The organism is Halodurantibacterium flavum (genome assembly GCF_042681825.1).
Lineage (GTDB): Bacteria > Pseudomonadota > Alphaproteobacteria > Rhodobacterales > Rhodobacteraceae > Halodurantibacterium > Halodurantibacterium flavum.
Map to the genome: position 1 here is coordinate 196,491 of NZ_JBHUGH010000006.1, position 21,300 is coordinate 217,790.

Annotated in this window: 21 protein-coding genes; 16 read left to right on the plus strand and 5 right to left on the minus strand. The window is 67.0% G+C overall.

All coding sequences use genetic code 11. The features are described from left to right. Window positions 1-42 precede the first annotated feature (42 nt). Entirely contained in the window at window positions 43-1,200 is a 1,158-nt protein-coding gene (locus ACFSGJ_RS09465) for a M20 aminoacylase family protein (RefSeq protein ID WP_390261054.1), read from the plus strand. A gap of 184 nt (window positions 1,201-1,384) precedes the next feature. On the opposite strand, the gene ACFSGJ_RS09470 is transcribed toward ACFSGJ_RS09465, so the two are convergent. After that, complete coding sequence (locus ACFSGJ_RS09470) at window positions 1,385-4,519, minus strand: efflux RND transporter permease subunit (protein ID WP_390261056.1); 3,135 nt, start codon at window positions 4,517-4,519, stop codon at window positions 1,385-1,387. A gap of 173 nt (window positions 4,520-4,692) precedes the next feature. Continuing rightward, a complete protein-coding gene (locus ACFSGJ_RS09475; protein ID WP_390261057.1) occupies window positions 4,693-5,889 on the minus strand; it encodes an efflux RND transporter periplasmic adaptor subunit in 1,197 nt (398 codons plus the stop codon). A gap of 194 nt (window positions 5,890-6,083) precedes the next feature. Between ACFSGJ_RS09475 and ACFSGJ_RS09480 the strand changes: the two genes are divergently transcribed. After that, entirely contained in the window at window positions 6,084-7,307 is a 1,224-nt protein-coding gene (locus ACFSGJ_RS09480; RefSeq protein WP_390261059.1) for a glycerate kinase type-2 family protein, read from the plus strand. A 6-nt stretch (window positions 7,308-7,313) separates the two neighbouring features. Here the strand turns inward: ACFSGJ_RS09480 and ACFSGJ_RS09485 are convergent, their stop codons facing one another. Continuing rightward, a complete protein-coding gene (locus ACFSGJ_RS09485) occupies window positions 7,314-7,817 on the minus strand; it encodes a flavin reductase family protein (RefSeq protein ID WP_390261061.1) in 504 nt (167 codons plus the stop codon). Between the two features lie 231 nt (window positions 7,818-8,048). Between ACFSGJ_RS09485 and phnC the strand changes: the two genes are divergently transcribed. The 5 genes from phnC (at window position 8,049) to ACFSGJ_RS09510 (ending at window position 12,805) form a co-directional block, all read left to right on the plus strand. Beyond that, the gene (gene phnC / locus ACFSGJ_RS09490) at window positions 8,049-8,864 is read left to right on the plus strand and encodes a phosphonate ABC transporter ATP-binding protein (protein ID WP_390261063.1); all 816 of its coding nucleotides are present in this window, start codon (window positions 8,049-8,051) and stop codon (window positions 8,862-8,864) included. A gap of 62 nt (window positions 8,865-8,926) precedes the next feature. Next, the gene (phnD, locus tag ACFSGJ_RS09495) at window positions 8,927-9,832 is read left to right on the plus strand and encodes a phosphonate ABC transporter substrate-binding protein (RefSeq protein ID WP_390261065.1); all 906 of its coding nucleotides are present in this window, start codon (window positions 8,927-8,929) and stop codon (window positions 9,830-9,832) included. A 99-nt stretch (window positions 9,833-9,931) separates the two neighbouring features. Continuing rightward, window positions 9,932-10,789, plus strand: a complete 858-nt coding sequence (phnE, locus tag ACFSGJ_RS09500) for a phosphonate ABC transporter, permease protein PhnE (RefSeq protein WP_390261067.1) — start codon at window positions 9,932-9,934, stop codon at window positions 10,787-10,789. A gap of 1 nt (window position 10,790) precedes the next feature. Next, window positions 10,791-12,137, plus strand: coding sequence for a phosphonate ABC transporter, permease protein PhnE (gene phnE / locus ACFSGJ_RS09505; RefSeq protein WP_390261069.1), 1,347 nt, complete (start codon window positions 10,791-10,793; stop codon window positions 12,135-12,137). A gap of 20 nt (window positions 12,138-12,157) precedes the next feature. Then, window positions 12,158-12,805: an LbetaH domain-containing protein gene (locus ACFSGJ_RS09510; protein ID WP_390261071.1), complete on the plus strand. Its 648-nt coding sequence runs from the start codon at window positions 12,158-12,160 to the stop codon at window positions 12,803-12,805. On the opposite strand, the gene phnF is transcribed toward ACFSGJ_RS09510, so the two are convergent. Next, window positions 12,789-13,502 carry a phosphonate metabolism transcriptional regulator PhnF gene (gene phnF / locus ACFSGJ_RS09515; protein WP_390261073.1) on the minus strand — a complete coding sequence of 238 codons (714 nt, stop codon included), beginning with the start codon at window positions 13,500-13,502 and terminating at the stop codon, window positions 12,789-12,791. The genes ACFSGJ_RS09510 and phnF overlap by 17 nt on opposite strands. Window positions 13,503-13,646: 144 nt before the next feature. On the opposite strand from phnF, the gene phnG reads away from it, so the two are divergent. The 8 genes from phnG to phnN are packed head-to-tail and all read left to right on the plus strand — an operon-like array spanning window position 13,647 to window position 19,310. After that, complete coding sequence (phnG, locus tag ACFSGJ_RS09520; protein WP_390261074.1) at window positions 13,647-14,108, plus strand: phosphonate C-P lyase system protein PhnG; 462 nt, start codon at window positions 13,647-13,649, stop codon at window positions 14,106-14,108. A 23-nt stretch (window positions 14,109-14,131) separates the two neighbouring features. Continuing rightward, entirely contained in the window at window positions 14,132-14,692 is a 561-nt protein-coding gene (gene phnH / locus ACFSGJ_RS09525) for a phosphonate C-P lyase system protein PhnH (protein WP_390261200.1), read from the plus strand. Further along, on the plus strand, window positions 14,692-15,822 hold the full coding sequence (locus ACFSGJ_RS09530) for a carbon-phosphorus lyase complex subunit (protein ID WP_390261075.1): 1,131 nt from the start codon (window positions 14,692-14,694) through the stop codon (window positions 15,820-15,822). The genes phnH and ACFSGJ_RS09530 overlap by 1 nt, the downstream gene beginning before the upstream one ends. Further along, entirely contained in the window at window positions 15,819-16,409 is a 591-nt protein-coding gene (locus tag ACFSGJ_RS09535) for an HAD family hydrolase (protein WP_390261077.1), read from the plus strand. The genes ACFSGJ_RS09530 and ACFSGJ_RS09535 overlap by 4 nt, the downstream gene beginning before the upstream one ends. An 11-nt stretch (window positions 16,410-16,420) precedes the next feature. Continuing rightward, entirely contained in the window at window positions 16,421-17,317 is an 897-nt protein-coding gene (locus ACFSGJ_RS09540; protein WP_390261079.1) for an alpha-D-ribose 1-methylphosphonate 5-phosphate C-P-lyase PhnJ, read from the plus strand. Beyond that, window positions 17,314-18,081, plus strand: a complete 768-nt coding sequence (phnK, locus tag ACFSGJ_RS09545; protein ID WP_390261081.1) for a phosphonate C-P lyase system protein PhnK — start codon at window positions 17,314-17,316, stop codon at window positions 18,079-18,081. Before ACFSGJ_RS09540 ends, phnK begins: the two co-directional genes overlap by 4 nt. A gap of 3 nt (window positions 18,082-18,084) precedes the next feature. Further along, window positions 18,085-18,768: a phosphonate C-P lyase system protein PhnL gene (phnL, locus tag ACFSGJ_RS09550; protein WP_390261083.1), complete on the plus strand. Its 684-nt coding sequence runs from the start codon at window positions 18,085-18,087 to the stop codon at window positions 18,766-18,768. Further along, window positions 18,768-19,310 carry a phosphonate metabolism protein/1,5-bisphosphokinase (PRPP-forming) PhnN gene (phnN, locus tag ACFSGJ_RS09555; protein WP_390261085.1) on the plus strand — a complete coding sequence of 181 codons (543 nt, stop codon included), beginning with the start codon at window positions 18,768-18,770 and terminating at the stop codon, window positions 19,308-19,310. The genes phnL and phnN overlap by 1 nt, the downstream gene beginning before the upstream one ends. Here phnN and ACFSGJ_RS09560 read toward each other — a convergent pair. Beyond that, window positions 19,292-20,116, minus strand: a complete 825-nt coding sequence (locus tag ACFSGJ_RS09560; protein ID WP_390261086.1) for a DUF1045 domain-containing protein — start codon at window positions 20,114-20,116, stop codon at window positions 19,292-19,294. The two genes, phnN and ACFSGJ_RS09560, sit on opposite strands and share 19 nt — an antisense overlap. On the opposite strand from ACFSGJ_RS09560, the gene ACFSGJ_RS09565 reads away from it, so the two are divergent. Next, window positions 20,115-21,257 (plus strand): alpha-D-ribose 1-methylphosphonate 5-triphosphate diphosphatase, encoded by a 1,143-nt coding sequence (locus ACFSGJ_RS09565; RefSeq protein WP_390261088.1) that lies wholly within the window; start codon window positions 20,115-20,117, stop codon window positions 21,255-21,257. The two genes, ACFSGJ_RS09560 and ACFSGJ_RS09565, sit on opposite strands and share 2 nt — an antisense overlap. Window positions 21,258-21,300: the final 43 nt, after the last annotated feature.

The window sequence follows — 21,300 nt, forward strand, 5'->3', positions numbered from 1 at the left end:
CATCTGGCAGGACAATTCCCCGAAAGCGGCAAGGAGTCCATGATGCCCGTTCTCAACCGCATCGCCGATTATTCCGAAGAGATGAAGGGTTGGCGACGCCATCTGCACCAGCATCCGGAAACCGGCTTTGACTGCCACCAGACGGCGGCCTTTGTCGCCGGGCGCCTGCGCGACTTCGGCGTGGACGAGATCCACGAGGGTATCGCGACCTCGGGCGTCGTGGCGGTGATCAACGGGCAGGGGGCGGGGCCGGTGACCGGCCTGCGCGCCGATATGGACGCGCTGCCGATGGACGAGGTGACGGGGCTGCCCCATGCCTCGACCGTGCCGGGCAAGATGCATGCCTGCGGCCATGACGGGCATGTCACGATGCTGTTGGGTGCGGCGAAGTACCTGGCCGAGACGCGGCGCTTTGCGGGACGCGTGGTGCTGATGTTCCAGCCCGCCGAAGAGGGCGGCGGCGGCGCCCGCGTGATGGTGGAGGAGGGCGTTCTCGACCGGTTCGGGATCGAGGAGGTCTATGCGCTCCATACCTCGCCCAATGCACCGCCGGGGCGGTTCGTGACGACGCCGGGGCCGATCATGGCCGCGGTGGATACGGCATGGGTGCGCGTCACGGGGCGCGGCGGCCACGGGGCGATGCCGCATGAAACCGCCGATCCCATCGTCGCGGCCATTGCGATGATCAACGCGGTGCAGACCATCGTCAGCCGGAACCACAAGGCGACGGGCGATCTGGTGATCTCGGTCACGCAGATCCATGCGGGCACGGCGGATAACGTGATCCCCGACGGGGCGTGGTTCTGCGCGACCGTGCGGACCTTCGACAAGGCGGTGCAGGACATGGTCGAACGCCGCATGGGCGAGATCGTGGCGGGTACGGCCGCCGCCTATGGCGTGAGCGCGGAACTGGACTACAGGCGCGGCTATCCGGCGACGATCAACGATGCGTCCCGTGTCGCGCTTGCCGCCGAGGTCGCGCAAGAGGTGTCGGGCGCGGTCGATGCCGAGGCCACGCGCGAGATGGGGGCCGAGGATTTCTCCTACATGCTGGAGGCGCGGCCGGGCGCCTACCTGTTCCTTGGGCAGGGCGAGGGACCGGGGCTGCATCACCCCGGTTTCGACTTCAACGATGAGGTCGCGCCGGTAGGGGCGAGCTTTTTCGCGCGGCTGGTCGAGAAGGTGCAGCCGCTGCGCTGAGCGGGTGAGGGCGGGGCCTCTCCCGCCCGTCTTCGATGCTGGCGCATCTCATCCCGTTGGGCCGGGCGCCGCCTGCGGCGGCGTTGTATCTGGTGCCGCCTCTGGTGCCACCTGTGGCGGCGTTGGGCCGGTGCGCCGCTTGGCGGCGTGAGACGGTGCGCCACCTGTGGCGGGTGCGGCAGGGCTATTCCGCCGGGGTGCCGCGGGGATTGCCGGCACGGCCCGCCTCGGCGAGTTCGCGCGCCAGCCGTGCCTCTTCCTCGGCCTTTGGGGTGGTCAGCCGTGCCAGCAGCAGATAGGCGACCGGGGTCAGGTAAAGCGTGGATACCGTCGCAAGGCCCAGGCCGCCCACGATGATCCAGCCCAGGGCCTCGCGCGCCTCGGCCCCCGCGCCGGAGGAGAGGATCAGCGGCACACCCCCGAGCACGGTCGAGGCCATGGTCATCATCACCGGGCGCAGCCGGATCGTGGATGCGTCGAAGATCGCGCTCGCGACATCCTGCCCGCGATCACGCAACTGGTTCGCGAATTCGACGATCAGGATGCCGTTCTTGGCCATGATCCCCACCAAAAGCACCAGCCCGATCTGGGAATAGACGTTGAGGCTCCCGCCCGTCATCGCCAGGGCAAAGATCGCGCAGGCAAGCCCCAGGGGGACTGTCGCCATGACGATCGCCGCACAGACAAAGCTCTCGAACTGCGCCGAGAGCACGAGGAAGACCACAAGGATCGCAAAGCCGAAGGTCAGCATCAGGCCCGAGGCCGTTTCGCCCAGCGTCGCAGCCTCGGCCAGGGGCACGATGTGGCTGCCGGCGGGAAGCAGGTCGGCGGCCAGCGCCTGCGCCACGGCCAGCGCCTCGCCCAAGGCGATATCGGGGGTCAGGCTGGCGGTGACCTCGACCGAGCGCATCTGGCTCTCGCGGCTGAGTTGTGGCGCGACGGCGCGTTCCTCCAGCGTGACGAAGGTGGACATGGGGATCATCTCGCCGCTGCCGGACTGGATGAAGACCCGTTCCAGATCGCCGGGGTCGTTTACCGGCTGCGCGGTCGAAAGCATGGTGATGTCGAGGCTGGTGTCTTCGATATAGACCGTGCCCACGGTGCGGCCGTCCAGAACGGCCTGCAACGCCTCGCCCAGACCGTCGATGTCGATCCCGAGGTCCGAGGCGCGGCGGCGATCGACCTCGATGAAAAGCTGCGGCTGTGTCGTTTCATACGACAGGCGCACCTGACCCATGGCCGGGTTTTCCTGCAACCGTTCGACCAGAGCCTGCGCGGCAGCCGCAAGTTCGCCGTAATTGCTGCCGACCACCGCAAAGCGCAGCCCCTGACCCGCGCCCCGGATGCCAAGCGAGTTCGGCTCAATGGCAAAAGCCCGTACGCCGATCACGTCGCCCAGACGGGCGGTGATTTCGGACACGATTTCTTGCTGGCTGCGGGTCCGCGCCTCCCACGGGGCGAGCGTCATGACCACGAAGCAGCGATTGTCGCCGCCCTGACCGGCAATGGCAAAGACGCTTTCGACCTCACCGCTGTCACGGTAGGGGGCCAGGATCGCCTCGATCTCCTGCATCTTGGCGTTGGTATAGTCGAGCGACACGCCCTGTGGCGCACGCAAGCTCAGCAGCGCGACCGAACGGTCCTCGCTGGGCGTGACCTCTTGGCGAATGGTGCCCGCGACCAGAACCGCCGTGGCGGTAAACAGGGCTGCGACCACCACCACGACCAAGGGGGCCGCCATCGCCATGCGCAGCGTGCGGGCATAGACTGCCTGCAGCCGATTCCCCAATCGCAGGATCGGCCCGTCGGCATCGTCCTCTCCGGCGTGGGTCAGCAGGCGGCTGGCCAGAACCGGGCAGAGCGACAGCGCCACGACTGATGACAGCAGAACCGCGATGGCAAGGGTAAAGCCAAATTCGCGGAACAGACCCCCGGTCTGCCCCGGCAGAAACGACAGCGGGATGAACACGGCGGCGAGTGTCGCGGTGGTGGTCACGACGGCGAAGAACACCTGCTGCGTGCCAAGGACGGCGGCGGCGCGGGGCCCCATGCCCTCGGACCGGCGGCGGACGATGTTTTCCAGCACGACGATGGCGTCATCGACCACCATCCCCGTCGCCAGCACCAGCGCAAGCAGCGTGAGGATATTGACCGAAAAGCCGACGATATAGATCGCGGCCAGCGTCCCGATCAACGCCACGGGCAGGGTGATCGCCGGGATCAGGGTCGCGCGCGTATCGCGCAGAAACAGGAAGATGATCGCCACGACGATGGCCACCGCCAAGCCCAGCGTCTTGACCACCTCCGATATCGAGCCACGGATGAACGTCGCCTCATCGCTGGTGATGAAGACGTTAATATCGGGCGGCAGGATGGTCTGGATTTCCTCGACCACCGCCGTAACCGCGTCCGAGATGTCGAGCGTGTTGCTCTGGGCCTGGCGCACGATGCCGAGGCCGATGCCGTTCTGGCCGTTCGCGCGCAGGATGCTCTCGCCCGGGGCGGGGCCAAGCGTAACCTGCGCAATCTCGCCCAGCCGGATGTCGTCGCGCAGGATCAGGTCCTCGAACTGCGCGGGGCTGGTCACGGCGGCGGTGGTGCGGACCTGGATGCTCTGCACGGAACTCGACAGCGCGCCGGCGGGGGCGTCGAAGGATACGTCGGCAAGTGTCCGCCGGATATCCGCCAGCGTCAGGCCCCGGCTCGCAAGCTGCATCATGTCGATATCGACGCGGAAGATCTCTTGCCGGTTGCCCCAGATCTGCAGGTCGGCCACCCCGGGGGCCGAGATCAGGCGATCCTCGATATTGTCCTCGACATAGCTTGTGAGGTCCTGAACCGAGCGGCTGGACGAGGTCACGCCGATCCGGATGACCGCATCGGCATTGGCATCGGCCTTGACGATGCGCGGTTCATCCACCGAATCCGGCAGGTTGTTCCTGACCCGCCCGATGGCGTCGCGGACATCCGTCGCGGCCACATCAAGGTTGACCGAGTCGCCGAATTCGATCGTCACTCGGCTGCGTCCGAAGGTGGACGTGGAAGATATCGAGCGGACGCCCGAGACGCGGCCGACCGCCCCTTCGATCGTGCTGGTGATTTCGCGATCGATGGTCTCGGGGCCCGCGCCGGAAAGCCTGGTGGTGACCGTGACGACGGGGCGGTCCACATCCGGAAGCTCGCGCACCTCGACCCCGAAAAGACCCGCCAGACCCGCGATCACGATCAGCGCCGACAGGACGAAGGCCAGAATCGGGCGACGCACAAAAAGGGCAGTGCCCGAACGGCCGGCGCGGATGTGATCCTCTTGGTCCTGCATTGCGGCTCCTTTCGTAGGTCTTCCGTCGGGTGGAGGTGCCAAGCCCTCGGTCGTCGGCCTGCTCTCGCGGGCCTTTAGCCTTCAGTGGTCGGTCCGCTTGCGCGGGCCTAGCCCTCAGTTACCGGTCCGCTTGCGCGGGCCTAGCCCTCAGTTACCGGTCCGCTTGCGCGGACCTAGCCCTCAGTTACCGGTCCGCTTGCGCGGACCTCGGCGGCCTCGCCCTGTTGTTCGCCCAGTTCCGCGCCTTCGGGCTGGACGGCCGTGCCGGGGCGCAGGTTCGTCACGCCTTCGCGGATCACCAGATCGCCTTCGGCCAGCGCGGCGCGGACAAGCACCCGGTTCGAGGCGCGCTGCATGATGCGCACGGGCACCCGGGTCGCGCGGCCGTCCTGTACCGCCCAGACGAACGATCCTTCCGCCCCCCACTGGATCGAGAGAGGATCGACCGCGGGAAAGGGCTCACCCTCCAGCCGCAGCGAGATGGAAAAGGCCATGCCGGCGCGCAGGTCGTCATCGGTGTTTTCAATCCGCGCCTGTATCCGCAGCGTGCGCGAGGACTGGTCTACGCGGTTGTCGATGGCGCTGATCCGGCCCTCGATTTCCTGTCCCGGGCGTGCGAGCGGTATGGCCGTGACCGGCGTGCCCACGCGGACCTGCGCCACGAGCCGTTCCGGCAGGCGAAAGTCGATCAGCAGGCTGGTGCGGTCATCGATCCGGGTGATTTCCGTTGAGCTCGTGATCTGGCTGCCGGGTTCGATGTTAATCATGCCGACCGAGCCGGTGATCGGCGCTACGATCCGGCGCCGGGCGAGGTCGAATGCCGCCTGCCGAAGCGCGAGTTCCGCGTTCCGTACCGCAAGTGCCGCGTCCTGGCGCTGTACCTCTGATGCCGCGCCTGAGGTCCGGAGCCGTTCGAGCCGCTCGGCCGTCGCCTGCGCATCCTCGAGCGCGAGCGTCGCGCGTTGCACGGCGATTTCCTCCGCCTCGCTGTCGAGCCGCACAAGGGTCTGCCCCGCTGTCACGGCCTCGCCCGAGGTCACGAGAACCTCGGTAACGCGGCCCGCGACCTCGGGGACAAGGGCGACCGACCGGATCGCCTGACCGGTGCCTATGGCGCTCACATCATCGTTCAGGATGCCGATGGTGACGGGGGCGGCGACCACGCGCGTGGCGGTCCCGCCTGCCTGCCCCGGGCCGCCCCGAGGTCGAGGATCAGCCGGCGGGGTCGCCGCAAGACCGATCTGCTGGAGGGGCTGCAGAATGCCGACACGTTGCAGCAGCGGTGCCGCTGACGGCACGAACAACGCCCAGGCGACCACTGCCAGCAGAACGAGAGAAAGGGCGAGGGTCATCTGTTTCCAGATCGGCATACTGGCTCCCTGGCTGTTGGCTGCCGCGGTCGGGTGCGGTGCGTGGTGGCCTGTGTGAAAATGCAGGATAGGCCCGGCAATGCAATGCACTGTTGTTTATAAGCGCAGAACTATGTCATCCGTCGTCCAAATTGCATCACATCCAGTTGATTGCCATCTTTTCGGGCGGCGCGTCGATGTGTTACGCTTTGATTATGGATATTTCTGCGGCCCGCGCCCGGGCGAAAGGGCTGTTTGAACGGGCGGTTGCCGCCGCCGATCCAGCCCGCGCGGTTCAGGCCGACCTCGGGGAAAACCCTCTGCCCGCGCTTGCACCTGGTGCCCGTCGCGAAGTCATTGCACTGGGCAAGGCGGCCCGCGCGATGGCTGCTGCAGCGCTGCCGGTCGCGCCGGGCCGTTGCCTGATCGTGACGACCGACGCGAATGCAGACCCGCTGGAGGGTGTCGACATACGCGCTGCGGGGCACCCCGTTCCGGACGCCCGGGGTGCCGCCGCCGCGAACGAGGTTCTCGCCCGGCTTGCGGACCTGCGGGCGGGGGATCAGGTGCTTTTCCTGATTTCGGGCGGTGGTTCGGCGCTTTTGCCCGCGCCGGCCGAAGGGCTGACGCTGGAGGACAAGGCGACGGTCAACCGGCTGCTGTTGGCCTCTGGCGCTGATATCGCCGAGATGAACCTGGTGCGTCAGCAGCTTTCACGGACCAAGGGCGGCGGGCTTGCGCGGGCCGCGGCGCCGGCATTCGTGCGGGCGCTGATCCTGTCGGATGTGGTGGGGGATGACCTGCGCATCGTGGCTTCGGGCCCCACCGTTGCCCCGCTGGGCGACAGAACAGCCGCGCGGGCGGCGCTGCAGTCGCGCGGGCTTTGGGACAGGCTGCCTGACGCGGTGCGCGCGCATCTGATCTCGGATGGGGCGCCGCCCGTGCCGGCGCCTGCCGAGAACCGGTTGATCGGGTCGAACATTCTGTCTGTCCGGGCGATGGCGCAGGATACGGATGCGCGGGTGGTCCACCCTCTGACCGGCGATGTCGAAGAGGCCGCCGCTCGCATCTGGCAAGAGGCGGGCCCTGATGTCACGTTTTTCGGGGGCGAGACCACCGTGAAGCTGCGCGGTCAGGGGCGGGGCGGGCGCAATCAGGAACTCGCCCTGCGCGTCGCGCTGCGGGCCGAGGAACTGGGCATCGCGGGGCCCTTCGTGTTCCTGTCCGGCGGCACGGACGGGAGGGACGGGCCGACCGATGCGGCGGGCGGCATCGTGGATCATGAAACGCTTTCGCGGATGCGGGCGGCGGGCGTCGATCCGGCCCATGCGCTGGCGGAAAACGACAGCTACCCGGCGCTGGCCGCGGCCGGCGATCTGCTGATGACCGGCGAGACGGGCACCAATGTCGCCGATGTGCAGGTGATGATCCGGGGCTGAGCGGGCCTAGCCCGGAATGGGCTGGAACGCCCCGTATTGACCGCCCGAAAAGATGAGCGGCGCGCCCTTGCGCAGCGCGACCCGCAGAACCCGGCCAAGTATGATCGTGTGGTCGCCGCCGTCGTGGGTTGCGGCGCGCAGACACTCGAACCGGGCCAGACAGCCGGGCAAGAGCGGCGTTCCCTCATCGCTATAGGCGATGCCGGGCAGGTCAAAGCCGGCATCAGGCGCGACGAAGCTGCGCATCAGCTCGTGCTGGTCGTCGGCAAGGACATGGATCGCGAAATGCTCGGCCCCGACAAAGGCGTCGTGACGCCGGGATGTCCGGGCCGGGCACCAGAGCACAAGGGGCGGGTCGAGCGAGACGCTGGTAAAGCTGTTCGCCGTCAGCCCGACCGGGCCTTGCGAAGATTGCGTGGTGACGATGGTGATGCCGGTCGCGAACCGCCCCAGGGCCCGCCGGAAATCGCGGGCGGTCCCGGGGCCGGGCATGAATATGTCTTCGTTCAACGCGTCCTCCGTCGGCCATCGCAGCCCCGGGCTGGCCCCGGCCGATTGCATCTAATCCTGCCGCCATCTTAGGCAAGCCGCCCGGCAGATGCCATCGCGCCCGAACGCGAAGGCCATCAAACGCGGCAATTCCGTTCGGGTTCCCGTCCGTTACAGAACTTTCACCGAACCGTAACCAATGCGTTGTCCAGCACCCGTAGGAGGGGCCGCGAACAGCCTTGGGGGTGCCAGATGCTCGTTGTCCATGACGTGACCAAGATCTTTGGCCAGAACATTGCCGTAGACCATGCGAGTTTCGTGGTGGACCGGCCTGCGATGGTGGGGATCATCGGTCGCTCGGGCGCGGGCAAGTCGACCTTCCTGCGGATGATGAACCGCCTGACAGATGCGACCTCGGGCGAAATCCGGGTCGAGGGGCGCAATATCCTCGCGCTCAACGGGACGGAAAAGCGGGCGTGGCAAAGCCAGTGCGCGATGATCTTTCAGCAGTTCAACCTGGTGCCGCGGATGGACGTTGTGTCGAACGTTCTGCACGGGACGCTGAACCGCCGCTCGACGCTTGCCTCGATGTTCAACCTCTTTCCACAGGCGGATATCCACAAGGCGATCGACATCCTCGAACGGCTCGGCATCGCCGAACAGGCGCCGAAACGGGCCGAGGCGCTGTCGGGCGGCCAGCAGCAGCGCGTGGCCATCGCCCGCGCCCTGATGCAGGACCCAAAGATCATCCTGGCGGACGAACCCATTGCCAGCCTCGACCCGATGAATGCGCAAATCGTGATGGATACCCTGCGGCGCATCCACGAGGAAGACGGGCGCATGGTCATCGCGAACCTCCACACGCTCGACACGGCGCGCCGCTATTGCGACCGGGTGATCGGGATGCGCGCGGGGCGGATCGTGTTCGACGGCACGCCCGAGCAACTGACCACCGGCGTCGCGCGCGACATCTATGGCGCTGACGAAAGCTTCAGCGAGGCCTCCACCTCGACCAGCCTCGAGACGCTGGAAACCGCAGCTTACCGCGAGGCGATGCTGACTACCTGAATCCTTTCCCGCCCGCGTCATCCGGCGCGGGTTTTTCTTTGCAACACCCGGAGTATACCCACATGAAAAAGTTCGCTGCCCTTCTGGCGACGACCGCGCTTCTGGCCGGTGCGGCCCAGGCGCAAGAGCAGGAAATCACCGAGTTCCGTATCGGCCTTCTGGGCGGCGAGAACGCGCAGGACCGGATGAACTCGAACGAGTGTTTCCGCGCCAAGACCGAGGAACTGCTGGGCGTCCCGACCCGTCTTTTCACGGCCGCGGACTATAACGGCGTGATCCAGGGCCTGCTGGGCGGGACGCTCGACATGGCGTGGCTGGGTGCCTCGGCCTATGCGGCGATCTATCTCGAAAACCCCGATGCGGTCGAACCGGTGCTGGTCAAGGTGAACCTCGACGGGTCCTACGGCTATCACTCGATCGGCTTTGCCCGCAGCGACAGCGGCATCGAAAGCCTTGCCGACATGCAGGGCCGCACCTTCGGCTTCGGCGATCCGAACTCCACCTCGGGCTACCTGATCCCGCTGGTCGAGATCCCTGAAGAGGGTTTTTCGATGACCCCCGGCGAATATTTCAGCGACATCGTGTTCACTGGTGGTCATGAACAGACCATCGTCGCGGTCGCGAACGGCGATATCGACGCGGGCGTGACCTGGGCCGACGGTCTTGGTGACTGGCTCGACGGCTACAATTCGGGCGCGCTGCGCCGCGCGTCGGATGCCGGCATCGTCGACATGAACGACATCGTCGAAATCTGGAAATCCAAGCCTATCCCGGAAGGTCCGATCGTCCTGCGCAAGGACCTGCCGTCCTACGTCAAGGCGATGGTGACCGGCCTGACCGCGTCGCTGCCCTACATGGATCCGGACTGCGCCTATGGCGTTCTGGCCGGCGAGGCCCTGGGCGTGATGCCGATCCAGCACGACGCCTACATCTCCATCGTCGAGGCGCGTCGCGCCGCAAGCGAGTGACCCGGTAACGAGTAGCGGGCCGTGGGGGAAACCCTGCGGCCCTGTTTCGTTGCCACCTGACCTTCCGGCATCTGACGGGCGAAACACGGGGAACTGTGCATGGCCGAACTGGCGATGAACGGGCGCGACATCCGCGCCGACTACATGGCGCTGACGCAGCGGCGACGGATCTACAGCGGGCTATTGCTGCTGGTCTTCGTGCTGATGATGATCACCGCCTTCGACACGCTGGAGGCGCGCAACGCGGGCGGGTTCCTGAACGGGCTCAGCCGCGTCTTCGAGTTTCCCGCCGGCCTGATCGCCGAGGCCTGGGCCAAGGCCGACCGCCTGCCTGCGCATTTCGTCACCTATTTCCCCTCGCTGATCGAGACGATCAACATCGCCGCGGCCTCGACCATTTTCGGCGCGTTGCTTGGCACGCTTTTCGCGCTGCTGGCGACGCGGGGTCTTGCGCTCTGGCCGCGGGCGACGCCGGTCTTCCGTCGGCTGATGGACATCCTGCGCGCCATCCCCGAAATCGTGATCGCGCTGGTCCTGATCTTCATTCTGGGCGGCGGGCCGGTTCCCGCGATGGTCGCCATCGCGCTGCATACGGCCGGCGCCCTGGGCAAGCTTTTCTCCGAGGTGGCGGAAAACGCCGACCTCAAGCCGGTCGAGGGGCTCGCCTCGGTCGGGGCGAACTGGGCGCAGCGGATGTGGTTCGGGGTGATGCCGCAGGTCGCGCCCAACTTCCTGAGCTATGCGATGATGCGGTTCGAGATCAACATCCGCGCCTCGGCGATCCTCGGTTTCGTGGGCGCGGGCGGGATCGGCTATGACCTGCGCAACGCGATGACCTGGGGGCCGGGACGGTTCGACCAGGCGGCGGCGATCTTCCTGCTGTTGTTCGTCACCATCGTCGTGGTCGACCAGATCTCCAGCCACTACCGCAACAAACTCGCCAGCGCGGAGCACTGACATGGCCCTGACCGAGACCGCCATCGCCGCCCCGGACCTGCGCCAGTCGGCAGACCGCCTGTTCCGGCGCAAGCGGTTCTTCAGCTTCGGCCTGCCGGCGCTGGTGCTGCTTTACCTGACCTATATCTTCTTTGCCTTCGACGTCGCCGGGCTGGCGCAGCGGGCGCGGCTCGACAATGCGCGTATCCTTGTGGCCGACAGCTATTCGCACAAGGTTCATGTGGTGCAGGACGCCCGCAGCGGCAATATCAGCGTCGCCATCGAGGGTGAGGTCAAGGGCGCCTATCCCGCCGGCACCGCCCCCGACTGGGTGGAACTGCAAGGGCAGGGCGCCGGAATAGACCTTGGCCGGGGCCAGAGCGCCATCATCGCCGACGGGATCGTGCGCATCACCCTGCCGGATGGCGGCGTGATCGAGGCCGAGCCCACGCGCGAGGGCGTCCGCGCCATCCTGCCCGACCTCAATCCCGCGCAGGTGAACCAGTCGGACCAGCGGCTTGTCGTCTTCCTCGACGGCGCGCGGCTGATCGTGACGCGCACCAAGATCGAGCTCTTCCGCTATTTCTTCGGGTGGGAGATGTTCTGGTTCAGCATCGACAGCCCCTTCTATGGCCGCAGCCTGTCCGAGATCGCCTCGCTTGCCGTTTCCGACGAGCGTGTGGTGCCGCAGCGGTCGAACATCGCCGCGATGGCGCATGATTTCTGGTATAACCGCGTCTGGCGGCATGGCGATGTCTATTGGGCGCTCGGCGAAACGGTGCTGATGGCCTTTTTCGGGACGTTCGGCGCGGCCCTTGTGGCGCTGCCACTGGCCTTCCTTGCGGCGCGGAACTTTTCGCCGTCGGCCCCGGCGCGGTTCGGCATCCGTCGGCTCTTTGACTTCGTGCGGGGGGTGGACGGGCTGATCTGGACCATCATCCTTGCGCGCGCCTTTGGCCCGGGGCCGATGACCGGGGCGCTCGCCATGCTCGTCACCGATACCGGGTCCTTCGGCAAGATGTTCTCGGAGGCGCTGGAAAACACCGACAAGAAGCAGGTCGAGGGCATCCGGTCCACCGGGGCCAATGCGATGCAACGCTACCGCTTCGGGGTGATCCCGCAGGTGATGCCCGTGCTGCTGAGCCAGATGCTCTATTTCTTCGAGTCGAACACCCGCAGCGCGACCATCATCGGCGCCATCGTGGGCGGGGGCATCGGGCTTTTCATCACGCAGGCGATCAACACGCAGAAAGACTGGGAACAGGTCAGCTATTACATCGTGCTCATCATCCTGATGGTCATGGTGATGGACACCGTCTCCGGCTGGCTGCGCCGCAGGCTCATCACGGGGGACGGCAGCGGGCACTGACCCGGCCAGCGACCATCATCATGCCTAAACTTTCCGAAGACACGCCGCTGATCCATCCGGATTGCGAGATCACCAATGCCCGCCTTGGCCGCTATGTCGAAATCGGCCGGGGCAGCCGCATCGCCAATTCCCGGCTGGACGATTACAGCTATTGCGACCGCTATGCCGATATCGCCAATGCCTCGATCGGCAAGTTCGCGAATATCGCAAGCTTTGCCCGCATCGGCCCGACCGACCATCCGATGCAACGCGCCAGCCTGCATCACTTTCTCTATCGCTCGGACGATTACTGGGACGACGGGACGCGGGACGAGGCGTTCTTTGAACATCGCCGCAGCCGCCGGGCGCGGGTCGGGCATGACACCTGGATCGGCCATGGCGCGATCATCCGCCCCGAGGTGACGGTGGGTCATGGTGCGATCGTGGCCGCCGGCGCGGTCGTGACCAGGGATGTCGCGCCCTATCTGATCGTGGCGGGGGTGCCGGCACAGCCGCTGCGCGACCGGTTTCCGGAACGGATCGCGGCGCGGCTTCTGGCGCTCGCCTGGTGGGACTGGGACCATGCCCGCCTGCGCGCCGCGCTGGAGGATTTCCGCGGCCTCTCGGTCGAGACGTTCCTGTCGAAATACGAGGGGCAGGCGGGGCAGGGGGTCAGCCGTCGGGCGTGACGACCAGCGTGATCCGGTCGCCGGCAAAGAAGGTCTGGCCGAATTCCACCGGCCGACCTGTGGCATCCACGTTCACCGCGCGGCTGCGCAGCAAGGGCGCCCCTTCGCGCAGGCGTAGATGCAGGGCCTGCACCGGGTCGGCCGCGATGGCGGTCAGGCGGGTTTCGGCGCGGGTATAGTCGGACACGCCAGCGGCCCGCAGCGCCTCGGTCACCGAGCCCGTGTCGCGCAGCAACCCGGGCAGGCCGGGCAGCAGATCCGCGGGAAAGACGCTGACGAAATGCGCCATCGGCTGTCCATCGGCGAGCGAGACGCCCTCATACACATGGACCGAGGCGCCCGGCGCAAGTTGCAGGGCCTGCCGTTCGGCATCGTCGGCGGGCCGGGTTTCAAGCCGGAGCAGTTCGCGTTGCGGTGTCTGACCGGCGGCACGCAGGCTTTGATGAAACCGGACGCGGCGCCCCAGCGGGTAATCGAGCGGCCGGGTCGCGACAAAGACCCCCGCGCCGCGCCGCGAATGGACCAGCCCGTCCTCGGCAAGGGCAGCAAGGGCATGACGCACCGTGTGGCGGTTGACCCCGAACCGGGCCGCAAGCGCGCCCTCGGTCGGCAGGCGCGCGCCGGGGGGATAGAGCCCGCCCGAAATCTCGGACCGCAGTGTTGCGGCGATAGCGGACCAGAGCGGCGTGCGCGTCATCTGCCACACCTGCGCCGGTCAACTGTCCGCGTCATCGAAAATTCACGTTCCGGCATCTTGCCCGACTCGCATCCGACCTGTAGTTGTCTAGTTGTATAGAGACTTAGACAACTTCGCAAGATGTCTGTTTCCACGGAGTGCCCGATGACTGCCCGCACCAGCCAACCGCCAGAGTCCCCGCCCGATGACCGACGCAACTGGATGAGCGTCCTGTCCAAGGCCGATCCCGCACGGCTGGCCGAACTGCTGCCCGATCTTCCGCCTCATGACCTGCTGCGCGCCCCGGAAATCGGCGCGGTGATGGTGCGTGGCCGTCAGGGTGGAACCGGCGCGCCGTTCAATCTGGGTGAGATGACGGTCACGCGCTGTTCGGTGCGACTGCCGGGCGGGACGGTCGGTCATGCGATGGTACAGGGGCGCGACAAGGATCACGCCCGCCGCGCGGCGCTGGTCGATGCGTTGATGCAGGGGCCTGATGCCGCAGGCGTTCGCGCCCGGATCATCGCCCCGCTGGCCGAAGGGGCCGCCGCCCGCGCCCATGCCCGGGCCGCGCGCGCCGCGGCGACGAAGGTCGAATTCTTTACCATGGTAAGGGGAGAGGACTGATGCAGACCCAACCGGAGACCGCAATGCAGACGGCAGCCCTCGAAGGTGGCTTTGCCGATCTCGCGCGCCAGTCGGCCAAAGGGTTCCGCGCCTGTCTCGATGCCATGGCGCGCCCCGGCACGATCCATGCGGTGGGTGGCGCGCTGCCTCCCGCGCCGATGTCCGTCGCTGCGGGCGTGGCCGTTCTGGTGCTGGCCGACGCCACCACGCCGCTGCATCTTGCCGGCCGGCATGACTGCGGGGCGGTGCGCGACTGGATCACCTTTCACACCGGGGCGCCGCTGGTCAGGCCCGGCGAGGCGGTCTTTGCGCTGGGGGACTGGGCGGCGCTTGACCTTGCGGCATTCGCCCTCGGCACGCCGGAATATCCCGACCGTTCCGCCACGCTGATTGTCGAGATGCCGGACCTGCTGGATCGGGGCGCGCGCCTGACCGGGCCCGGCATCCGCGACACGGCCGCGCTGAACCTGCCCGAGGTCGCCTTCTTTCAGCGCAACGCGGCGCTGTTCCCGCTGGGCCTCGACTTTCTGTTTACCTGCGGCGACCGGCTGGCGGCGCTGCCCCGCACGACAAGGGTGTCCTGATGTATGTCGCGGTAAAGGGTGGCGAACGCGCCATCGACAATGCCCATGCCTTTCTGGCCGAGGAGCGGCGCGGCGACCCTTCGGTTTCCGAACTCGGCGTGCCGCAGATCCGCGAACAGCTGGCGCTGGCGGTGAACCGGGTGATGGCCGAGGGCTCGCTTTACGATCCCGACCTTGCGGCGCTGGCGATCAAGCAGGCGCGGGGCGATCTGATCGAGGCGGTGTTCCTGATCCGCGCCTATCGCACGACGCTGCCTCGGCTGGGTGCCTCGCGGCCCATCGACACGGGCGCGATGGCTTGCCTGCGCCGCATCTCGGCCACGTTCAAGGATGCGCCGGGCGGGCAGGTTCTGGGGCCGACCTTTGACTACACCCACCGTCTGCTCGATTTCAGACTGATGGCGGACGGAGAGGTGCCGGAGGCACCGCAGGCCGCGCCCTCGGCGGGGCCGGTGCCGCATATCACCAGCTTCCTCAACCGCGACGGGCTGATCGAGCGAGAGGAGCCTTCGGACGAGACGCCCCCGGACCTGACGCGCGAGCCGCTGGAATTGCCCGCGGCCCGGGCGCTGCGCCTGCAGGCCCTGACGCGGGGGGATGAGGGCTTTGTGCTCGGCCTCGCCTATTCCACGCAGCGGGGATACGGGCGCACCCATGCCTTTGTGGGGGAACTGCGGATCGGCACGGTGGCGGTCGAGGTCGAGATCCCGGAACTTGGGTTTTCCATCGAGGTGGGCGAGATCGAGGTCACGGAATGCGAGACCGTCAACCAGTTCAAGGGCTCGAAGACCGAGCCGCCGCAGTTCACGCGGGGCTATGGGCTGGTCTTTGGCCAGTCGGAACGCAAGGCGATTTCCATGTCGCTGGTCGACCGGGCGCTGCGCTGGAAGGAACTGGGCGAGGATTACATCGGTGCCCCCGCGCAGGATGAGGAATTCGTGCTGAGCCATGCCGACAACGTGCAGGCGACCGGGTTTCTCGAACATATCAAGCTGCCGCATTACGTCGATTTCCAGTCCGAACTGGAACTGATCCGCAGGCTGCGGGCGGATGCGGCACAAGCTGCCGCGCAAATGGCCACGGCACAGGCAGTGGCGGATCAGGGTGCGGCAAAGGAGGCTGCGGAATGAAGGCCATCGTTTTCGACATCGGCAATGTTCTGGTGCAATGGGACCCGCATCAGGCGTTTCTGGAAACGCTCGGGACGCGCGAGGCGGTGGATGGTTTCATGGCGCGGGTCGATTTCTATGGCTGGAACCTGGAAAACGACCGTGGCCGGAGCATCGCGGGGACGCTGGATGCGTTCGAGGGGCAGGATCGGGATCTGCTTGCCGCCTACAAGGACCGGTTTCACCTGACGATCGCCAGCCCGGTTACGGGCACCTGGGACCTGCTGGACCGGCTGTCGGTCCGCCACCCGATCCACGCGATCACCAACTGGTCTGCCGAGACATGGCCCACCGGCATGGCGGTTCATCCGCGTATCGCCGAGGTGTTCGGCGTCACCATCGTGTCGGGTGAGGTCGGGCTTCTGAAACCCGACCCGGCGATCTTCGCGCTCTTGTGTGACCGGGCGGGACTGGATGCGGGCGACTGTCTCTTCATCGATGACAGCGAAAAGAACGTGGCCGGCGCCCGCGCCTTCGGGATGGAGGCGCATCATTTCACCGGGGCCGAGGCGCTGGAACGCGACCTGACCGCGCGCGGTCTGCTGTGATGGGGATGGGGATGGACGACTACAACTTTGCCTATCTGGACGAACAGACCAAGCGGATGATCCGCCGCGCGCTGATGAAGGCGGTGGCGATCCCCGGCTATCAGGTGCCCTTTGCCAGCCGCGAAATGCCGATGCCCTATGGCTGGGGCACGGGCGGGGTGCAGGTGACGGCGGCCTGCCTGATGCCGGAGGACCGGCTGAAGGTCATCGACCAGGGCGCGGACGACACCACGAACGCCGTTTCGATCCGCAAGTTCTTTCAGCGCACGGCGGGCGTCGCGGTGACCGAGGCCACGGCCGAAGCGACGATCATCCAGACCCGCCACCGCATCCCCGAGGCCGCCCTGACCGAGGACCAGATTCTCGTCTATCAGGTGCCGATCCCGGAACCGTTGCGTTTCCTTGAACCGCGAGAGGTCGAGACGCGCCGGATGCACGCGCTGGAGGATTACGGCCTGATGCATGTCAAGCTGTACGAGGACATCGCGAAGCACGGCGAGATCGCGACATCCTACGACTATCCGGTCAAGGTCGAGGGGCGCTATGTCATGGACCCGTCGCCGATCCCCAAGTTCGACAACCCCAAGCTGGGCGGCAACGCGGCGCTGCAGCTGTTTGGCGCGGGGCGGGAACAGCGCATCTACGCGCTGCCGCCGTATACCGAGGTTGTCAGCCTCGACTTCGAGGATCACCCCTTTGTCGCGTCCAAGGCCGATCATCCCTGCGCGTTGTGCGGAGCGACCGACAGCTATCTGGATGAGGTCATCATGGATGACGCCGGCGGGCGGATGTTCGTCTGTTCCGACACCGATTACTGCGGCACCCGCCGCAGCGCAGGCCATAGCGGCGCGGCAGGAGCGCGAGAAACGGGGTCGGTAGCGGACCCAGAAACGGAGGACGCGGCATGACCCCGCTGTTGCAGGTCACGGGCCTGACCAAACGCTATGGCCCGCGCATCGGCTGCGCCGACGTGGCCTTTGACCTTTACCCCGGCGAGGTGATGGGCATCGTGGGCGAAAGCGGGTCGGGCAAATCGACGCTCTTGTCCTGTCTTGCGGGCCATGTCGCGCCCGATGCCGGGCAGGTGATCTATGACACCGCCACCGGTCCCCGCGACGTGCTGCGCATGACGGAACCGGAACGCCGGATGCTGGGCCGGACGGACTGGGCCTTTGTCCACCAGAACCCCCGCGACGGGCTGCGGATGGGGGTCAGCGCGGGCGGTAATGTGGGCGAGCGGCTGATGGCGGTCGGCAACCGCCACTATGGCCGCATCCGCGACACCGCCACCGACTGGCTGGGCCGGGTCGAGATCGCGGCCGACCGGATCGACGACCGTCCCTCGGCCTTTTCCGGAGGGATGCAGCAGCGGCTTCAGATCGCGCGGAACCTCGTGACCGGGCCGCGGCTCGTGTTCATGGACGAACCCACCGGCGGCCTGGATGTGAGCGTTCAGGCGCGGCTTCTGGATCTTTTGCGGGGGCTGGTGCGCGAGATGGGCCTTTCGGCGATCATCGTGACCCATGATCTGGCGGTGGTGCGGTTGCTCGCCGACCGGCTGATGGTGATGAAATCGGGCCATGTGGTCGAGGCGGGGCTGACGGATCAGGTGCTCGACGATCCGCAGCACGGCTATACGCAGCTTCTGGTCAGTTCCGTTCTGCAGGTGTGAGAGATGATTACGGTCGAAAACGTGGGCAAGAGCTTTACGCTCCACAATCAGGGCGGTGCGGTCATTCCGGTCATGGCCGGGGCGGTGTTGCAGGTGCGGCCCGGCGAATGTGTGGGGCTGATCGGTGCCTCGGGGGCGGGGAAATCGACGCTGATGCGGATAATCTATGGCAATTATCTTGCCGGTGAGGGCCGCATCATGGTGGGCGATCTGGACGTGGCCCGGGCCGAGCCGCGCGAGATCATCGCGCTCCGCCGCGATACGCTGGGTTACGTCAGCCAGTTCCTGCGGGTCGTGCCCCGGGTGCCGACGCTCGATGTCGTGGCGGAACCGCTGCTGGCGCTGGGGGTCGATGCCGGACAGGCGCGGGACCGGGCGGCGAGGCTCCTCTCCCGGCTGAACATCCCGCAACGGCTCTGGCCGCTGTCACCCACGACATTTTCGGGCGGGGAACAGCAGCGCGTGAACATCGCGCGCGGCTTTGCCCATGATTACCCGGCGCTGTTGCTCGATGAACCGACGGCGAGCCTCGATGCGGCGAACCGGGAAACCGTCTTGCGGCTGATCGAAGAGGCCAAGGGCAGGGGCGCCGCGATCCTCGGGATTTTCCATGACGAGGGCGCGCGGGAACGGGTCTGCGACCGGCTGGTCGATGTGACCGGGTTCACCCCGGCGCGGGCGGCTTGATGGCGGGGCGCCTTTTCGCGGTCGTCGGCCCCTCGGGCGCCGGAAAGGACACGATCCTTGCGGCGGTCCATGCGGCGCGTCCCGACCTGCACATCGTCCGCCGTGTCATCACCCGACCCGAAAGCGCCGGCGGCGAACCGTTCGAAGGTGTCTCGCCCGAGGAATTCGCCCGCCGCAAGGCACGGGGCCAGTTCGCGCTCGACTGGGAGGCGCATGGCCTGAGCTACGGCATCCCTGCAAGCATCGAACAGGCCATCGGCGAAGGGCGCAATGTGCTCTTCAACGGGTCGCGTGCCATGCTCGGCGCCGCATGGGAGGTCTTTCCGGGCCTTTCGGTGATCCACGTCACGGCCTCGGTTCCGGTTCTCGCGGACCGTCTGGCTGCCCGGGGGCGCGAAAGCCGCGACGACATCGCCCGGCGGCTGGCCCGGGCGAGCTATGACATTCCCTATGGCCTGCCGATCCGCGTGGTGGAAAACGACGGCCGGCTGGAGGACGCCGTGGCGGCCTTTCTTGCCGCGCTTCAGCCCGAAAGGGTGTAGCGGTGGATCAGATGGAACCGTCCCTCACGCTCGCCGCAAAGGCAGAGGGTATCGACGCGGAAGGGTGTGGGCAAAAGCGGGGTGATGACGGGGCGCAACGCCTCTTCCACCCCGGCTGCCTCATCGCCCAGCCGCCCGGTCAGCGTGATGTGGAAATGGAACTGGTCCATCACGTAGGGGTATCCCCAGCGCTCCAGAAGCTCGGCCTGACGGGGGCTGAGGCCGTTGGCCTGACGGCGCGCAATCTCGGCCTCGGTCGGGGGCGCGCGGAAGGCGTCAAGCTCCATCACCACCTGCGCGGCCATCGCGGCAAGTCGCGTCTGGTCCCCGGTCGGGCGCAGGGCAAGGAAACCGCCCAGCCGGTTCAGCGCGAGCCCCGGCAGTTCCACCCGCGCAAGCCCGGTACAGAGCCGCTCCATCGCCTGCGCCAGACCGGCCGCATCCGTCCCCTCCGCCAGCCGGAAGGGCGGCTTGATCGTGCCGTGCAGGCCGTATTTGCGCGGCGTGGCGGTCAGGTGGGCTATCGGCAGTGCGCCCAGATCGGGATGGCCCACAGGATGGTCCACGGGGCGGCCAAGCTGCACATCCCATCCCAGCCAGGACGCGCCGAAATCCGCCAGCGGCCCAGGATCGGGAAGGTAATAGATTGCGTAGCGGTCATATTCCGTCATCTCTGCGCCCTGTACTCGATCACGTGCCCGCCGCAGCCCCCAGCGGCGCGGCTGCCGCTTGCCATAATCCCGGTCCGTCACATCGCTGTGACAGATCCCTGCCATATCCGCCCGACCGTAACAGGAGCCTGACATGACCGAAACCATCCTTGCCAATGCCCAACTCGTCCTTCCGGGCGAGAGTTTCCTGGGGTCGGTCGTTATCCGTGACGGGCGCATCGCCGCCATCGGACAGGGCGGGGCCGTGACGCCGGGCGCGGTTGATTGCGAGGGCGACGTGCTGGCCCCCGGTCTGATCGAGCTGCACACCGACAATCTGGAACGCCATATCCAGCCGCGCCCCCGGGTCGACTGGCCCCACGCCAATGCCATCGTCGCCCATGACGGAGAGCTTGCGAGCGTCGGCATCACCACGGTATTCGACGCGCTGCGGGTGGGGTCGGTCGTGTCGAACAAGGAATCGAATTACGGCAAATACGCCCGTTCGATGGCCAACGAAATCCTGCAGATGCGGGCGCGGGGTGCGCTGCGGATCAGCCATTTCCTGCATCTGCGTGCCGAGGTCTGTTCCGAAACGCTGATCGAGGAGATGGCGGAGTTCGGCGAAAGCGACCGCATCGGCATCGTGAGCCTGATGGACCATACACCTGGCCAGCGGCAGTTCCGCGATATCAGCAAGCTGCGCGACTATTGCGTCGTCAAGCACGGCATGACCGAGGACCAGTTCCAGGCCCATGTGGCCAACCTGCAATCGCTGCACGACCGGTTCGGCGAACGGCACGAGGAAGCCGCGGTTGCGAACGCGCACCGCTACGGCGCGACGCTGGCGAGCCATGATGACACCACCGACGAGCATGTCGCGGTTTCCGCCGCCCATGGTGCGCGTCTGGCCGAATTTCCCACCACGGTTGAGGCGGCGCGCGCCTGCCATGACCATGGAATTGCGGTGATGATGGGGGCGCCGAACCTGATCCGGGGCGGATCCCATTCCGGCAATGTCGCCGCCAGCCTTCTGGCCGAGATGGACCTTCTGGACATTCTTTCGTCCGACTACGTACCGGGCGCGCTGCTGGCGGGGGCGTTCCTGCTGGCCGAGCTTTGGGACGACCTGCCGCGGGGCATCGCGACGGTGACCACCGCGCCGGCCCGTGCGGTCGGGCTTCGCGACCGGGGCCGGATCGAGGAAGGCGCGCGGGCGGACCTGATCCGCGTCCGCCGGATCGAGGGCACGCCGGTCGTCCGTGGCGTCTGGGTCCACGGCGCACGGGTCGGCTGAAACGGCTGGCGCCGCCCGATAGTGGGCGGCGCCATGAGTTTCC

What these genes read in the sequence shown, in the direction of transcription:
- phnE (WP_390261069.1), top strand. Translation starts at nt 10,791, where the DNA reads ATGGCCCTGACCGAGACCGCCATCGCCGCCCCGGACCTGCGCCAGTCG.
- phnL (WP_390261083.1), top strand. Translation starts at nt 18,085, where the DNA reads ATGATTACGGTCGAAAACGTGGGCAAGAGCTTTACGCTCCACAATCAG.
- phnN (WP_390261085.1), top strand. Translation starts at nt 18,768, where the DNA reads ATGGCGGGGCGCCTTTTCGCGGTCGTCGGCCCCTCGGGCGCCGGAAAG.
- ACFSGJ_RS09540 (WP_390261079.1), top strand. Translation starts at nt 16,421, where the DNA reads ATGGACGACTACAACTTTGCCTATCTGGACGAACAGACCAAGCGGATG.
- phnH (WP_390261200.1), top strand. Translation starts at nt 14,132, where the DNA reads ATGCAGACGGCAGCCCTCGAAGGTGGCTTTGCCGATCTCGCGCGCCAG.
- phnK (WP_390261081.1), top strand. Translation starts at nt 17,314, where the DNA reads ATGACCCCGCTGTTGCAGGTCACGGGCCTGACCAAACGCTATGGCCCG.
- ACFSGJ_RS09535 (WP_390261077.1), top strand. Translation starts at nt 15,819, where the DNA reads ATGAAGGCCATCGTTTTCGACATCGGCAATGTTCTGGTGCAATGGGAC.
- phnC (WP_390261063.1), top strand. Translation starts at nt 8,049, where the DNA reads ATGCTCGTTGTCCATGACGTGACCAAGATCTTTGGCCAGAACATTGCC.
- ACFSGJ_RS09470 (WP_390261056.1), bottom strand. Translation starts at nt 4,519, where the DNA reads ATGCAGGACCAAGAGGATCACATCCGCGCCGGCCGTTCGGGCACTGCC.
- phnD (WP_390261065.1), top strand. Translation starts at nt 8,927, where the DNA reads ATGAAAAAGTTCGCTGCCCTTCTGGCGACGACCGCGCTTCTGGCCGGT.
- phnF (WP_390261073.1), bottom strand. Translation starts at nt 13,502, where the DNA reads ATGACGCGCACGCCGCTCTGGTCCGCTATCGCCGCAACACTGCGGTCC.
- ACFSGJ_RS09475 (WP_390261057.1), bottom strand. Translation starts at nt 5,889, where the DNA reads ATGCCGATCTGGAAACAGATGACCCTCGCCCTTTCTCTCGTTCTGCTG.
- ACFSGJ_RS09530 (WP_390261075.1), top strand. Translation starts at nt 14,692, where the DNA reads ATGTATGTCGCGGTAAAGGGTGGCGAACGCGCCATCGACAATGCCCAT.
- phnE (WP_390261067.1), top strand. Translation starts at nt 9,932, where the DNA reads ATGGCCGAACTGGCGATGAACGGGCGCGACATCCGCGCCGACTACATG.
- ACFSGJ_RS09465 (WP_390261054.1), top strand. Translation starts at nt 43, where the DNA reads ATGCCCGTTCTCAACCGCATCGCCGATTATTCCGAAGAGATGAAGGGT.
- ACFSGJ_RS09565 (WP_390261088.1), top strand. Translation starts at nt 20,115, where the DNA reads ATGACCGAAACCATCCTTGCCAATGCCCAACTCGTCCTTCCGGGCGAG.
- ACFSGJ_RS09560 (WP_390261086.1), bottom strand. Translation starts at nt 20,116, where the DNA reads ATGTCAGGCTCCTGTTACGGTCGGGCGGATATGGCAGGGATCTGTCAC.
- ACFSGJ_RS09510 (WP_390261071.1), top strand. Translation starts at nt 12,158, where the DNA reads ATGCCTAAACTTTCCGAAGACACGCCGCTGATCCATCCGGATTGCGAG.
- phnG (WP_390261074.1), top strand. Translation starts at nt 13,647, where the DNA reads ATGACTGCCCGCACCAGCCAACCGCCAGAGTCCCCGCCCGATGACCGA.
- ACFSGJ_RS09480 (WP_390261059.1), top strand. Translation starts at nt 6,084, where the DNA reads ATGGATATTTCTGCGGCCCGCGCCCGGGCGAAAGGGCTGTTTGAACGG.